Origin of the sequence: Corynebacterium sp. MSK047 (genome assembly GCF_030232285.1) — a bacterium.
GTDB classification, from domain to species: Bacteria; Actinomycetota; Actinomycetes; order Mycobacteriales; family Mycobacteriaceae; genus Corynebacterium; species Corynebacterium jeikeium_D.
Window position 1 is genome coordinate 1 of the sequence record NZ_JASPJI010000033.1, and the last position, 13,275, is coordinate 13,275.

16 protein-coding genes and 2 pseudogenes are annotated in these 13,275 nt (G+C 57.7%); 15 read left to right on the forward strand and 3 right to left on the reverse strand.

Features of this window, described 5'->3' with window-relative positions:
* Positions 1 to 196 precede the first annotated feature (196 nt).
* On the forward strand, positions 197 to 1,546 hold the full coding sequence (gene mgtE, locus QP981_RS10595; protein ID WP_069359389.1) for a magnesium transporter: 1,350 nt from the start codon (positions 197 to 199) through the stop codon (positions 1,544 to 1,546).
* Between the two features lie 53 nt (positions 1,547 to 1,599).
* Complete coding sequence (locus QP981_RS10600; protein ID WP_284857919.1) at positions 1,600 to 2,259, forward strand: class I SAM-dependent methyltransferase; 660 nt, start codon at positions 1,600 to 1,602, stop codon at positions 2,257 to 2,259.
* A gap of 20 nt (positions 2,260 to 2,279) precedes the next feature.
* Here QP981_RS10600 and QP981_RS10605 read toward each other — a convergent pair whose 3' ends face one another.
* Positions 2,280 to 3,176, reverse strand: coding sequence for a carbohydrate kinase family protein (locus QP981_RS10605; RefSeq protein WP_284857920.1), 897 nt, complete (start codon positions 3,174 to 3,176; stop codon positions 2,280 to 2,282).
* A gap of 27 nt (positions 3,177 to 3,203) precedes the next feature.
* Here QP981_RS10605 and QP981_RS10610 point away from each other — a divergent pair.
* The 3 genes and pseudogenes from QP981_RS10610 to QP981_RS10620 form a co-directional block, all read left to right on the forward strand.
* A pseudogene (locus QP981_RS10610) lies at positions 3,204 to 3,587 on the forward strand (glycoside hydrolase family 32 protein); the annotation flags it as partial.
* A pseudogene (locus tag QP981_RS10615) lies at positions 3,571 to 4,319 on the forward strand (PTS transporter subunit EIIC); the annotation flags it as partial. The pseudogenes QP981_RS10610 and QP981_RS10615, both read left to right, overlap by 17 nt.
* A gap of 141 nt (positions 4,320 to 4,460) precedes the next feature.
* Positions 4,461 to 5,192, forward strand: coding sequence for a formate/nitrite transporter family protein (locus QP981_RS10620; RefSeq protein ID WP_284857921.1), 732 nt, complete (start codon positions 4,461 to 4,463; stop codon positions 5,190 to 5,192).
* Between the two features lie 44 nt (positions 5,193 to 5,236).
* On the opposite strand, the gene QP981_RS10625 is transcribed toward QP981_RS10620, so the two are convergent.
* Positions 5,237 to 5,953: a VIT1/CCC1 transporter family protein gene (locus tag QP981_RS10625; protein WP_284857922.1), complete on the reverse strand. Its 717-nt coding sequence runs from the start codon at positions 5,951 to 5,953 to the stop codon at positions 5,237 to 5,239.
* Positions 5,954 to 6,085: 132 nt separating this feature from the next.
* Positions 6,086 to 7,312, reverse strand: coding sequence for a multidrug effflux MFS transporter (locus QP981_RS10630; protein WP_284857923.1), 1,227 nt, complete (start codon positions 7,310 to 7,312; stop codon positions 6,086 to 6,088).
* Positions 7,313 to 7,593: 281 nt separating this feature from the next.
* Here QP981_RS10630 and rplN point away from each other — a divergent pair, with 281 nt between their 5' ends.
* From rplN to rplO, 10 genes are all read left to right on the forward strand, one after another.
* Positions 7,594 to 7,962: a 50S ribosomal protein L14 gene (gene rplN / locus QP981_RS10635; protein ID WP_070438093.1), complete on the forward strand. Its 369-nt coding sequence runs from the start codon at positions 7,594 to 7,596 to the stop codon at positions 7,960 to 7,962.
* The gene (gene rplX, locus QP981_RS10640; RefSeq protein WP_005509963.1) at positions 7,963 to 8,277 is read left to right on the forward strand and encodes a 50S ribosomal protein L24; all 315 of its coding nucleotides are present in this window, start codon (positions 7,963 to 7,965) and stop codon (positions 8,275 to 8,277) included.
* Between the two features lie 2 nt (positions 8,278 to 8,279).
* Positions 8,280 to 8,834: a 50S ribosomal protein L5 gene (gene rplE, locus QP981_RS10645; protein WP_005509901.1), complete on the forward strand. Its 555-nt coding sequence runs from the start codon at positions 8,280 to 8,282 to the stop codon at positions 8,832 to 8,834.
* Between the two features lie 382 nt (positions 8,835 to 9,216).
* Entirely contained in the window at positions 9,217 to 10,113 is an 897-nt protein-coding gene (locus tag QP981_RS10650; protein WP_049170004.1) for a GDSL-type esterase/lipase family protein, read from the forward strand.
* A 403-nt stretch (positions 10,114 to 10,516) separates the two neighbouring features.
* Positions 10,517 to 10,915 (forward strand): 30S ribosomal protein S8, encoded by a 399-nt coding sequence (rpsH, locus tag QP981_RS10655; RefSeq protein WP_005509822.1) that lies wholly within the window; start codon positions 10,517 to 10,519, stop codon positions 10,913 to 10,915.
* A gap of 15 nt (positions 10,916 to 10,930) precedes the next feature.
* Positions 10,931 to 11,467, forward strand: a complete 537-nt coding sequence (rplF, locus tag QP981_RS10660) for a 50S ribosomal protein L6 (RefSeq protein ID WP_005509895.1) — start codon at positions 10,931 to 10,933, stop codon at positions 11,465 to 11,467.
* Positions 11,467 to 11,865, forward strand: coding sequence for a 50S ribosomal protein L18 (rplR, locus tag QP981_RS10665; protein ID WP_005510009.1), 399 nt, complete (start codon positions 11,467 to 11,469; stop codon positions 11,863 to 11,865). Before rplF ends, rplR begins: the two co-directional genes overlap by 1 nt.
* A 34-nt stretch (positions 11,866 to 11,899) precedes the next feature.
* Positions 11,900 to 12,517: a 30S ribosomal protein S5 gene (rpsE, locus tag QP981_RS10670; protein ID WP_005510059.1), complete on the forward strand. Its 618-nt coding sequence runs from the start codon at positions 11,900 to 11,902 to the stop codon at positions 12,515 to 12,517.
* Between the two features lie 5 nt (positions 12,518 to 12,522).
* Positions 12,523 to 12,708: a 50S ribosomal protein L30 gene (rpmD, locus tag QP981_RS10675; protein WP_005509843.1), complete on the forward strand. Its 186-nt coding sequence runs from the start codon at positions 12,523 to 12,525 to the stop codon at positions 12,706 to 12,708.
* Positions 12,709 to 12,715: 7 nt separating this feature from the next.
* Positions 12,716 to 13,162 carry a 50S ribosomal protein L15 gene (gene rplO / locus QP981_RS10680; RefSeq protein WP_016422071.1) on the forward strand — a complete coding sequence of 149 codons (447 nt, stop codon included), beginning with the start codon at positions 12,716 to 12,718 and terminating at the stop codon, positions 13,160 to 13,162.
* Positions 13,163 to 13,275: the final 113 nt, after the last annotated feature.

Below are 13,275 nucleotides of genomic sequence, written 5' to 3' on the forward strand. Positions count from 1 at the left end.
CATCTTTCGGAGTCCAACGACCAGCCACAACAACCTCCAAGTCGAGGTGGCGCATTCACCCACTGACAACTCCGGGGTTTTGTTTTTTTAGAAAGCCATGTTCCTTCGTATTTCTAGTCCTCTCAGTCCAGGTTTGATGGGTTTTTATCTCTGATAGCATTGGCCAGGATTTGTGCTTTGTGAGGGGAGAAGTTCGGTGACTACTGACGTGACCAGGATTGATGATCGAGATCTCGAGTCCGCGCTTCGCTCACATGACGTGGCTACGCTGTCGCGGCTCTTAACTGATATTGAGCCCAAGGCTGCCGCTCGAAAGATGCGCCGCCTCAGCCATGGGGAACGTGCGCTGTTCTACCGCACACTGCCGAAAGACACGGCGGTTGAAACCTTCGATGAGCTGAACTCGGCTCTGCAGGCGCACCTGATTGACAGTCTCCGTGATCCTGAAGTCACCGCAGTTTTCGCGGAGATGGAACCGGACGATCGAGCAGAGCTGCTCGACGAGCTTCCTGCGTCTGTCGCTGCAAAACTGCTTGCCGATCTGCCGGATGACGAGCGAGAGCTAACCAACATCGTCCTCGGTTACCCCGATGGTTCCATTGGGCGTCGGATGAGCCCGGAGCTGGTGTCGCTTCACGACGATATGACGGTGGGGGAGGCTCTGGAGACCGTCTACAAGCATCTGGATGATGCCGAATCCATCTACACGCTGCCGGTGTCGAACCGGAACCGTCGGCTGGTGGGCGTGGTTAGCCTTCGTGAACTGATGCGCGCCAGCAGTGATATCCATGTTGCGGCGATTTTGCGGAAGGCCGATTACGCAGAGGCGACCGAATCCGAAGAGAAGGTAGCCCGCATGTGCGCTGATCGTAAGCGCCTAGCTCTGCCGATTGTCGACAGCGAGCAGCGTGTTATCGGTCTGCTCACGGTCGACGACGCCCTCCGGATTCTGGAAGAGGCAGACTCCGAGGACCAAGCTCGTATTTCCGGTTCTGAGCCTCTGCGCTTGCCCTATCTCGCGACGCCCATTTTCGAGATTGTTCGCTCTCGTGTGGTGTGGCTGCTCGTGCTTGCTATCGGTGCAACATTGACCGTGCAAGTCCTGGAAACTTTCGAAGAGACTCTTTCTCAGATGGTGGTTCTCTCGGTATTCGTGCCGCTGCTGATCGGTACAGGTGGCAATACCGGTAACCAGGCAGCAACTACGATTACGCGTGCGTTGGCGCTGGGGGATGTCCAACCCCGCGACATATTCAAGGTCATTCTCCGCGAGGTGAGGGTCGGTGCGTTCCTCGGCCTGCTGCTGGGTACTCTCGGCCTGCTGCTAGCTGGCTTGGTTTACGGCTGGGACATTGGCCTAGTGATTGGCCTGACGTTGCTGGGTATCTGTACTCTCGCGGCAACTGTCGGTGGCATCATGCCGCTGATTGGTAAGAAGTTCGGCATTGACCCAGCCGTCTTCGCTAACCCGTTCATTACCACTCTTGTCGATGCCTCCGGTCTGATCATCTACTTCCTGATCGCTAAGTCAGTATTGGGAATCTAGTCCCGTCGCGCAGGGGACGTCGGCGGTATAGAAAAGAGACCAACTGCGCCATAATGGATGCCATGAGCAATGGCACCCACAATCACCGCACTTGGAAAGAAATTATCGCCGCCGATCCGCAGCATTCCCGCCGCTACGCCAACCGCTGGCGGGGATTCGTGCGCGAGGGTCGCGATATTGACGGCGAGGCACGGCTGGTGGATGCAATGGCGCCACGCCACGCTCGAATTCTGGATGCCGGCTGCGGGCAGGGGCGCGTCGGCGGCTACTTGGCGAAGGCTGGACACCAGATTGTCGGCGTCGATGTCGACCCCTATCTCATCGACGAGGCAAAGCGACAGTTCCCGGAGGCGACGTGGTTGGTCGGGGACTTGGCGCAGCTGCCGCACGTGCTTGACGACGGGCTGGAGAACACACCCCACGATGACACGGCATCCGCCTTCGATGTCATCATTTGCCCCGGCAATGTGCTGACTTTCGTAGCGCCAGAAGACCGCGCGAAGGTACTGCAGGGCTTCGCGGAGGTGCTGAATCCGGAGAACGGTCGTGCCATTATCGGCTTCGGTGCTGGCCGTGGCTGGGACTTTGCGGATTTTGAAACGACTGCGCAGGAGGCTGGGCTCATCGTGATCCAGCGTTATTCCACGTGGGATCTTCGTCCCTTTGACGATGAGTCTCAATTCCTGGTCGCAGTGCTTGAGCGAGCTAAATAGAGCGGGCCAAGCAGCGCGGACTAGGAATCCTTAGCCAGGAGTTCTTCGACCTCGATTTTCGTCGGCGGCTGCGCTCCCTTGCGGGACACAGTGATGGCAGCCGCGGCGGCCGCATAGTGCAGAATCTCGCGCCACTGATCTGGTGATACGGAAGTCAGGTCAGCGACTGTTAGGCCTCGTTCCTCAATTTGCGCTAAAAGTGCGCCCATAATTGTGTCCCCAGCACCGATGGTGTCAACGACATTCGCGTTGACGGCTGGGACATCGATGCGGTTTCCGTCGGCAAGCAAAGTGAGCCCATCGCCACCTCGGGTGATGACAGCGGCCGGAACTTTAGTCAGCGCCTCTTCGCCAAGGAACTCGACTTCCTCGTCCGAGAGCTTCAACAAATTGACGTAGGGGAGCAAGCTCATGAGGAATTCGCGGTGTGCATCCGTTGCGTACATGGGGCGAATATTTGGATCCAAAGCGACCAGGGTGCCAATGGCCGCGAACTGTTTGAGCAATTCCGCGTACCGGCTGGCACCTGGTTCTAGCGCCAGTGACAGGGTGCCGAAGCATGCGATATTCGCATCGATGTGCTTCGGCTCCACCAACGGGGTGGCCGTGCCGTCGGTGTAAAAGGTGTACGTTGCAGAGCGATCGTCGTGGATGGTGGTTACCGCCAGAATGGTCGGCTCTGGGCCACGCTGAACGTAAGAGGTGTCGACCCCTTCGTTTTCCAAGTGCTTGACCAGCTCATTTCCGAAACCATCCGTGGACAGGCGGGACTGGAAAATAACATCCGCACCGAGGCGAGAGGACGTAACCGCGACGTTGTAGGGGCCTCCGCCTAGCGCCGGCACGTGGTTATTGAGGCTGCCAGGAGATACCGGAACGAGGTCAACCAGACCTTCGCCGCAAACACAAATAGCCATGACTTCAATAATATCGGGGGGAGGGGTATGACCTATCGGTCGAATTACCATCTGTCACCGCCACAGGGCCGACTGAATGACCCGAATGGCCTTTTCGTGGACGGCGAGACACTGCATGTGTTCTACCAGCATGATCCATGCTTTCCACATGCGCCGAAGAGAACTGGGTGGGGGCATGCGTCCGCGTCGCTCACGACAGCCGAGCGGTGGCGTCATCACCCCGATGCGCTGTATCCGGACATGCCCTATGACAAGCATGGTTGTTATTCGGGAGGCGCAGTCGTCGATGGCGATGATGTGTGGCTCTTCTATACCGGCAACCTGAAGGTAGACGGGTGCCGCATTCCGTCGCAGAATCGGGTCCGTGCGCTTGCTCCCTCCGGCCCGGAGGGTGGGATTCATCTTGCCGATTCTGGTTATCTCATGGATTCTGGCAACGATTGAGAAGTTCTTCCATAAGCGTCTCAAGGGCACTGTCGACTTTATGCTGACACCACTGTTGACGTTGCTGATCACTGGTTTCATCACCTTTGCCGCCATTGGTCCAGTACTGCGCACTGCAGGTGAATGGCTGGGTATTGGTCTTGCAAATCTGTACGAATTCGCGGGACCTGTGGGTGGCTTCTTGTTCGGCTTGGTCTACTCGCCAATTGTCATCACTGGTCTGCACCAGTCCTTCCCTCCAATCGAGTACATGCTGTGGGATCAGGGAGGCTCGTTCATTTTCGCGACGGCATCGATGGCCAATATTGCCCAAGGTGGTGCCGCACTGGCGGTGTACTTCCTGGCCAAGAGCGAGAAGGTCAAGGGTTTGGCAGGTGCGTCCGGTATGTCGGCGCTATTCGGAATTACCGAGCCGGCCATCTTCGGTGTGAACCTACGTTTGCGCTGGTCTCGCTTGCCATTTCGTTTACCTGCGCGTTCCTCTACGGACGGTTCCTGGTCTCCAAGAATGGTTCGATCGATCCGGACGAGGTGGGCACTGCAACTCCTACCAGCACAGTTGAGTTTGTCTCCGACGCTGCGGAGAACGCTTTCCCGGTGGCCTCCCCACTGGAGGGAACCGCTGTGGCACTACCAACCGTGTCCGACCCGATGTTTGCTGGCGGCAAGCTTGGTCAGGGAGTGGCTGTGGAGCCGACCGTCGTAAAGCGGTTGCGATTCCGCGTCAGCCTGTCGTTATTCTTTTATGCGAATAACTGCAATTAACGGCACGCAGGGAAAGGCTTCGGCGGTGATGCTATACGAAACGCTGGATACGGCTGGCGACAAGAAACAGGAACTGTGACGCAGGACTACGGACGATTTGCCGTGCGAGCGGTCCTGGCGGGTATGTACCTGACGCTCGGGACGGCATTTGCTGCGGTGGCCGGGCAAGTAGCAGAGGGCGTCGCGCCGGGGACTGGGGGACTGGTTTTTGCGTGCCTATTCGGGGTTGGACTGTTCGCCATTGTGGTGCTCGGTGCAGAGCTGGCGACCGGCAGCATGATGTTTGTGTCCTGGTCCGCCGCACGCGGACGCATGGCGTGGGGAGTGGCCTTTCGAATGGTGGCCGTCGCTACGTTCTACAACTTCATCGGTGCGGCGATTGTGGCGCTGGTGCTCAGCCAGAGCGCCAAGCTCGGTGGGATTGATGACACACATCTGATTTCCACCTTGACTGAGGGGAAGCTGGCCAAGCCGTTCTTCGGCGCTTTCGTAGAGGCCATGGGTGCGAATTTCGTGGTCAACATGGCTGTCTTAGGTGCGCTACAAGCCAAAGGAATCATTTCGAAGTTCGCTGTGATTCTGCCGATCATTGCAGTGTTCGTCGGGCTCGGACTCGAGCACGTGATTGCGAACTTCTCGTTGTTTTCCTTGGCCTTTTTCGCTGATCCGCATCCTGTAGGCTTCGATGGTCTGCACATAACTGTTAACTGGGTGGCCGTGTGGCTGGGCAACTTCGTAGGTGGTGGCCTGGGAATCGGCGCGGTCTACGCCTGGTTGAACCAGACGAAGACCAGCTATGTTGACTAGTTTTTGAGCTTCGCCGCGTGCTAACCGGGCACCTATCTGACGGTCTATCCGACAGCCTGCCCGAAGAGCAGACCGACGAAGTAGGACACAATCAAACCGAGCGCACCACCAATTACCAGGCGCAGAGCAGCCTTGCCGGAGTGCGTGGAGCTGAGCTTGGCGCTGATGTAGCCGGTTAGAGCCAGAGTCACGATGGTGACAACAGTGACTGCGATTGCGCCAGAAGTGGGGCCGGTGAAAACCAGTGCCGCAATCATCGGCAGGATGGCGCCGAGTAGGAACGACAGTGCCGAAGAACCGGCAGCGGCCCAGGGGTTGGTAAGTTCCTCACCGTCAATGCCCAATTCCAGCTTTAGGTGAGCCGCCAGCGGATCGCTTTGTGCGATGCCGTGGGCAGCATCTTCGGCGATATGTTCTGGGATGCCGTAGCCAGAGAGAATGCCCACGAGCTCTTTATGCTCTTCATCTGGAAAGTTCTTAAGCTCGGCCTTTTCTTTGGCAATCAGTGCCCGCTCAGTATCGCGCTGGGTTGAAACCGAGACGTATTCACCCAGGGCCATCGAGATAGCCCCAGCGATAACGGCCGCGGCGCCAGCAGTCAGAATGGCTTCGCGAGAGGAACCTGCTGCAATCACACTGAGCAAGATTAGAGCAGTGGAGACGATACCGTCGTTGGCTCCGAGAACTCCGGCGCGAAGCCAGTTGAGCTTCGCCGACTCAGATGCCTTATGTGGTTCATGAGGATGTGCATGCGTGGTCATGGCAGGACCTTTCTCCCATGTCAGCCCCATGCCTACGGGTGGTACGAGGCCTCACCATCGATTTAATGCCGATTCGGGCACATTCTCAACCAGTGAAGTGAAACGCGGGGAGTCCTCTCGCGCGCGTAGCTCTTATGGAAGTCGGTGTGAGCGTTTGTGGAGGTCGGCGCGCGTCAATGTCAACACCGCGGTCAGCGCAATCAATGCACAGGTCAACATCGAAATAGCCATCGAGAGGGGCAGATTGGAACCAAGCCCCACCAGCGGGGAAACCGTGGCGGCCGCGAGGAACTGTGTGAAGCCCATCAGACCGGAACCTGAGCCAATTCCGATATCTCGAACCTCCTCAATTCCGAGTGCCGTGGCATTGGCGAAGATCAGCGGCATCATCGGTACCGTAATGAACAGCAACAGCCAAGTAGTGAAGAAAGTAATCCCGACGGTGGCATTAATAATCAGGCCTATCGACGTCACGAGCATGACCGTAAGGGCAATTAAAATGCCCTTGCGGGGATGAAGCCGGTTGATCATCTTGCCGTTAAGGATTGACACAAATGTCAACATCGCTGCATTGGATGCGAATACGAGAGAAAACTGAGTAGGGGTTAGCCCCAGCAGCTCCTGGAAGATAAAGGGTGACGCAGCGATGTACGAAAACATCACCAAGAAGCCACCAGCGAAAGCCAACAAGTAGCCGACAAATACTGGCCGCCGCAGCAGCCGGCCAATATTGGGTAGGAGATTGCGCAGAGCACCTGTGGAGCGTCGCTCAGGCGGCAGAGTTTCCGGAACCATCAGAACCACAATCGCGACCATGGCGACGTTGATGGCTGCGAGAAACCAGAACACGCTGCGCCAGCCGAATGCGGGGCCTAGAAAACCGCCCACAAGGGGAGCGATTGCCGGGGCGATGGAGGAAATACCCATGAGGGTAGAGAAAGCTTTCGCTGATGCCTTGCCCGTCAAGAGGTCTGGGACTACAGAACGAGCCAGAACAACCGTGGAGCCACCAGCTAACCCCTGGAACAAGCGCATTGCAATAAGCGTGCCAATATTCGGTGCTACTGCACAGAGAATTGACGATCCCAAGAACACCAAAGTCGCAATGAGAAGCAGCTTCTTGCGGCCCAAACTATCGGAAAGGGCGCCAATGACGAGCTGTCCAGCAGCCATGCCAATCATGAAGGTTGTCAGCGTGAGCTGAACCATCGACTCGGTCGTGGAGAACTCGCGTGCAATCTCCACGAAGGATGCCAGATATGTATCTGCGCCGAACGGGGCGGCGGCGGATAACAAGGCCAACCCGGCAAGTAGCGATACCGGCAGCGTCTGTGCACTCTCGGAATGTTGATTTGTCACTGTCTCAGTATAGGGTTGCCGCACAAGGCATAAACCATGTTGGGGGCATGAAACTAAGGGATTTTGTTGTCCCGCACGAACGTGCCATAATACACAGGTTGCGCGAAATGACTGCGTGCTGCTCTCAACGGTCTATGGCCGTAGTTAGCACGAGGTCAAAGCGATAGGAAAGCTACCTCTAGCAGGTGCTTCCGTCGTAAAGCGTAAACGCAAGACATAAAGACCGCGTGCGTTTAGGACGGAAATCTGACGCACAATGCAACCAGGTCAGGAGAAACGCAGTGATTCAGCAGGAATCCCGTCTGCGCGTTGCCGACAACACTGGTGCACGTGAAATTCTGTGCATCCGCGTTCTCGGCGGCTCGACCCGACGCTTCGCTGGCATTGGCGACACCATTGTCGCAACTGTCAAGGAAGCTACTCCGGGCGGCAACGTCAAGGCAGGCGAAATCGTTAAGGCAGTCATCGTTCGCACGAAGAAGGAGACCCGTCGTCCGGACGGCTCCTACATCTCGTTCGACGAGAATGCAGCTGTCATCATCAAGGCTGACGGTGAGCCGAAGGGCACCCGTATTTTCGGCCCGGTCGCGCGTGAACTGCGCGACAAGAAGTTCATGAAGATTGTCTCGCTCGCACCGGAGGTGATTTAAGTGAAGATCCGTAAGGGCGATACCGTGCTGGTTATCTCCGGTCCGGACAAGGGTGCTCAGGGCAAGGTCATCGAGGCCTACCCGAAGCGCGACAAGGTCCTGGTCGAGGGCGTTAACCGTATCAAGAAGCATGTTGCAAACTCCGCTGCGGAGCGCGGCGCTTCCTCGGGTGGCATTGTCACTCAGGAAGCTCCGATTCACGTGTCGAACGTCATGCTGGTCGACGAAGATGGTACCCCGACTCGCGTCGGTTACCGCTTCGATGAGGACGGCAAGAAGGTTCGCATCTCCCGCCGTACCGGGAAGGACATCTAAGCATGAGCGAAAATTACACCCCTCGTCTGAAGGCCCGTTACCGCGATGAGATTCGCGGCAAGATGCAGGAAGAGTTCTCCTACGAGAACGTCATGCAGATTCCGGGCGTCACCAAGGTCGTCGTCAACATGGGCGTCGGCGCTGCTGCTCAGGACAAGAAGCAGATCAACGGTGCTATCAACGACCTGACTCTGATCACCGGTCAGAAGCCGGAGACCCGTCGTGCTCGCAAGTCGATCGCTAACTTCAAGCTCCGTGAAGGCGATGCCATCGGCGCTCGCGTCACCCTGCGTGGCGACCGTATGTGGGAGTTCCTGGATCGTCTGCTGACCGTGGCTCTGCCGCGAATCCGCGACTTCCGCGGTCTGTCTGATCAGCAGTTCGATGGTCACGGTAACTACACCTTCGGCCTGTCTGAGCAGACCATGTTCTACGAGATCGACGTTGACAAGATCGACCGCCCGCGCGGTATGGACATCACCGTCGTGACCACCGCTACCAACAACGAGGAAGGCCGCGCGCTGCTGCGCGAGCTGGGCTTCCCGTTCAAGAAGTAGTTTTGCCTCTTCGGTAGCTTTTGCCTGAAGCCCCGGATGCCGCTTGGCCTCCGGGGCTTTTTGCTGCTCTGTTAACTGCTTATGTTCGTGGGGGAGTGAGGTCGCTGTGCGGGGCCTGCGTAAAAGTTACCAGTGTTGCTGGTGGGAAAGTTGACCCTTTTTGGGGGTTGGAAATTAGTAAAGCCACAAGGTTTCTCAGTTGAAAGTTAGGCGTTTGTGATGATTTCGTTGTAAACTGCCATTCGTCATAGTGACGGCCGCCAAAATGCATTGTGGTCGTTATCAATTTGGGCAAGGCTTAAGTGACTTCAGCTTCTGTGTGATTGAGCCAGTGGTTCTACACAGAGCGGTTCTTAAGTTAAAACGCAAAGGGATTAACTACATGAAGAACTTCTCCGTGGCCGTCCGCTCGGCTGCTATTGCAACTGTTGCGGCTCTGGGTCTGAGCTTGGGTGCAGGTGCTGCCAACGCACAGCCGGCACTGCCGGAAATGCCGAACATTCCGATTCCGGGTATCGGCGACACCGGCCCGAAGGGCGTCAAGCAAATCGTTACCTTCGGTGACTCCTTCACCGCTAATGCCGGTAAGGGCGGCCCGCGTGGCCTGGCGCCGGGACAGAACGCACTGGTCGCTAACTGCGCTACCGACATGGAAAACTGGCCGAAGATTGCAGCTTCGAAGCTGAACAAGTCCCTGGGTGACTGGTCCTGTAACGGTCTTGGCGGCTTCCCGGGTCAGCTCCTCGCATACCTGGAGGCTTCCATCCAGTACGGCGACATCGGAGAGGGCACCGAGAAGGTTGTCCTGATGTACGGCGGCATGGACTGGGTCCAGTGGGTTGACGTGGCAGGCGAGCTTGTCGCAAAGCCGGATCCCCAGGCTCCATCCGCGTTCAAGCAGACGCTGCGTCAGTTCACTGACCGCGTCCACCAGGTTGCCCCGGGCGCTCAGGTCGTCCTGGCGTCGTACCCTGAGTACGCCACTGATGATCAGCTGTGCCTGGTGAACACCTCGGACCAGACCTTCCCGATCCCGGCACCGGGTGCCAGCGAGATTCAGGGTGCATTCCGTGACAGCATTCGCTCCGCATCTCACCACGTAGGTGCCGGCTTCATTGACGTCTATGAGGCAACCCTCGGCCACGGTACCTGCAACCCGAACCCGGATGAGCGCTTCGTCGCCGGTTTCGCAGACCCGGTGATGGGTCCGATGACCAACCACCCGACGGTGGCTGGTGAAAAGGCAATGGGTAACATCATCGCCGACCAGCTCTACTAATTTCCTCTAGCCGGCGCCATGTCGGCTAGGAATTGAGTTCCACTGTCAATTGGTGGGGCTTCACGCCGTGAGCGGACTAACGTCCGTCCGCGGCGTTTTTGCATTTCGGCCGGTATTTGTTAGTATCACCAGGTCTGCCCTCTATAAGAGGTGCGGCAGTAAAAATGTAAGAACTTTGCTGTAGGCCCCCCGCCTCGCATCGTCTCTGGCGTCACCTGGGTGGCGAGCTGACTCGGCTATTGAACCGAGTTGGCGAACAGTAGCCCTTAAATCGCCGGAATCACGATATTGGAAATCGCTCCAACTTAAGCTTTTGCCGTGTGACAGTTGCTGTTTGCGCGGTCATCGGAGTTAGCCACGAGGTGGGAAGGAACCGCAGCGAGAAAGGAAGCGGTCACTAACCATGACCATGACTGACCCAATCGCCGACATGCTGTCGCGCGTGCGCAACGCTAACAACGCGTACCACGACTCTGTCTCGATGCCGTCGTCCAAGCTGAAGGCTAACATCGCCGAGATCCTCAAGTCTGAGGGTTACATTGCGGACTACGCAGTCGAGGATGCCAAGGTCGGCAAGACCCTGACCCTGAACCTGAAGTACGGCCCGTCCCGCGAGCGTTCGATCGCTGGCGTGCGTCGCGTCTCCAAGCCGGGTCTGCGTGTTTACGCAAAGTCCACTAACCTGCCGAAGGTCCTCGGCGGCCTGGGCGTGGCTATCATCTCCACGTCTCAGGGCCTGCTGACTGACCGTCAGGCTTACGAGAAGAAGGTTGGCGGGGAAGTCCTCGCTTACGTCTGGTAAAGGGGGAACTACACAATGTCTCGTATTGGTAAGAACCCTGTCGTTGTCCCGGCAAACGTTACTGCCCAGGTCAATGGCCAGGACGTTTCCGTCAAGGGCCCGAAGGGCGAGCTGTCTGTCTCTATCCCGGCTCCAATTACCGTTGAGCTGAAGGACAATGAGATTGTGGTCAACCGCCCGGATGACCACCGCAAGAGCCGCTCCCTGCACGGCCTGTCCCGTTCGCTGATTAACAATATGGTTGTCGGTGTGACCGAGGGCTACACCATCAAGATGGAAATCTTCGGTGTCGGTTACCGTGTCGCCAAGAAGGGCAAGGACCTCGAGTTCTCCCTGGGCTACTCGCACCCAGTCCTGATCGAAGCACCGGAAGGTATCACCTTCGACGTCGACGGCACCACCAAGCTGTCGATCACAGGTATTGATAAGCAGCAGGTCGGACAGCTCGCAGCTAACATCCGTCGTCTGCGTAAGGATGATCCTTACAAGGGCAAGGGCATTCGTTACGATGGCGAGCAGATCCGTCGCAAGATCGGAAAGACGGGTAAGTAATGAGCAACACCAACGAAAAGCGCCTCCCGGTAGGCAAGGACATCTCGACTCGTCGTCGTGTCGCCCGTGCCCGCCGTCACGCACGCTTGCGCAAGAACGTCCGCGGCACCTCCGAGGCACCGCGCCTCGTCGTGCACCGCTCTTCCCGCCACATCACCGCTCAGGTTATCGACGACTCCATCGGTCGTACCCTGGCAGCTGCTTCCACTCTGGACGCAGATCTCCGTGGCTTCGAGGGCGACAAGAAGGCCAAGAGCGCCAAGGTCGGCGAGTTGATTGCTGCTCGCGCTAAAGATGCTGGCATCGAGAAGGTTGTTTTCGACCGCGGTGGCTACCAGTACCACGGCCGCGTTGCTGCTCTGGCCGAGGCTGCCCGTGAAGGTGGTCTGAAGTTCTAATGCGCACTTACAAGTCCAACGGAAGGAATGCGTGATGTCGGAACGCGATAAGCGCGAAGGCGGACGTAACTCCGCTGACAACAAGAACAACAACCGTCGTGGTGGCCGCGGTAACGACCGTCGGCAGCAGGACGAGCGTTCGCAGTACATCGAGCGCGTAGTAACTATCAACCGAGTTTCCAAGGTCGTCAAGGGTGGTCGTCGCTTCAGCTTCACCGCTCTGGTCATCGTCGGTGACGGCGAGGGCATGGTCGGCGTCGGCTACGGCAAGGCCAAGGAAGTACCGGCAGCTATCCAGAAGGGTGCTGAAGAGGCTCGTAAGAACTTCTTCCGCGTCCCGATGATTGCTGGCACCATCACCCACCCGGTTCAGGGTGAGACCGCTGCTGGCATCGTCCTGCTGCGCCCGGCTGCTCCGGGTACCGGTCTGATTGCCGGCGGCGCTGTCCGCCCGGTTCTCGAGTGCGCCGGTGTTCAGGATGTTCTGTCCAAGTCGCTGGGTACCAACAACTCCATCAACGTTGTTCACGCAACCGTTGATGCCCTCAAGCAGCTGGTTCGCCCTGAAGAGGTCGCCGCACGTCGTGGCAAGTCCCTCGAAGAGGTCACCCCAGCACGTATGCTGCGCGCACGCGCAGGTCAGGGAGCGTGATTTCCATGGCACTGAAGATTACCCAGGTCCGTGGTACCGCTGGTACCAAGCAGAACCAGAAGGATTCGCTGCGCACCCTCGGCCTGAAGCGCATCAACGATTCCGCCGTTCGCCCGGATACTCCGGCTGTGCGCGGTCTCGTGAACGTTGTGCGTCACCTGGTCGAGGTTGAAGAAGTAGCGGGGGAGTAGGTAAACCATGAGCGAACCAATTAAGCTCCACGACTTGGCCCCGGCTCCGGGTGCTAAGAAGAAGAAGACTCGCGTCGGCCGTGGTGAGGCTTCCAAGGGTAAGACCGCTGGTCGCGGCACCAAGGGCACCAAGGCCCGCAAGCAGGTTTCGGCAGCATTCGAGGGTGGCCAGATGCCACTTCACATGCGTCTGCCGAAGTTGAAGGGCTTCAAGAACCCGGCGAAGGTCACCTTCCAGGTGGTCAACGTTTCGGATCTGGAGCGTCTGTTCCCGAACGGTGGCGACGTCACCATCGCCGACCTGGTTGCAAAGGGCGCTGTCCGCGCTAACCAGCCGGTGAAGGTCCTCGGCGACGGCGACATCAACGTCTCCGTCAACGTCACCGCAACCAAGTTCTCGGGCTCCGCAAAGTCCAAGATCGAGGCTGCAGGCGGCTCTGTCACTGAGGCCTAAAGCATTTAAGCTTTAACAAAAGAGCTCTTAACCCAAGTGAACTGCTCCCCATTAGTTGGACTGAGAAATCAGTTACCGACTAGTGGGGAGTAGTTGTCATTGAGAGCACGAAG

Bases quoted from the DNA above. Each gene is read 5' to 3' on its own strand.
- QP981_RS10600 (WP_284857919.1), top strand. From the start codon at position 1,600: ATGGATGCCATGAGCAATGGCACCCACAATCACCGCACTTGGAAAGAA.
- QP981_RS10605 (WP_284857920.1), bottom strand. From the start codon at position 3,176: ATGGCTATTTGTGTTTGCGGCGAAGGTCTGGTTGACCTCGTTCCGGTA.
- QP981_RS10625 (WP_284857922.1), bottom strand. From the start codon at position 5,953: ATGACCACGCATGCACATCCTCATGAACCACATAAGGCATCTGAGTCG.
- rplE (WP_005509901.1), top strand. From the start codon at position 8,280: ATGAGCGAAAATTACACCCCTCGTCTGAAGGCCCGTTACCGCGATGAG.
- QP981_RS10650 (WP_049170004.1), top strand. From the start codon at position 9,217: ATGAAGAACTTCTCCGTGGCCGTCCGCTCGGCTGCTATTGCAACTGTT.
- rpsH (WP_005509822.1), top strand. From the start codon at position 10,517: ATGACCATGACTGACCCAATCGCCGACATGCTGTCGCGCGTGCGCAAC.
- rplF (WP_005509895.1), top strand. From the start codon at position 10,931: ATGTCTCGTATTGGTAAGAACCCTGTCGTTGTCCCGGCAAACGTTACT.
- rplR (WP_005510009.1), top strand. From the start codon at position 11,467: ATGAGCAACACCAACGAAAAGCGCCTCCCGGTAGGCAAGGACATCTCG.
- rpsE (WP_005510059.1), top strand. From the start codon at position 11,900: ATGTCGGAACGCGATAAGCGCGAAGGCGGACGTAACTCCGCTGACAAC.
- rpmD (WP_005509843.1), top strand. From the start codon at position 12,523: ATGGCACTGAAGATTACCCAGGTCCGTGGTACCGCTGGTACCAAGCAG.
- rplO (WP_016422071.1), top strand. From the start codon at position 12,716: ATGAGCGAACCAATTAAGCTCCACGACTTGGCCCCGGCTCCGGGTGCT.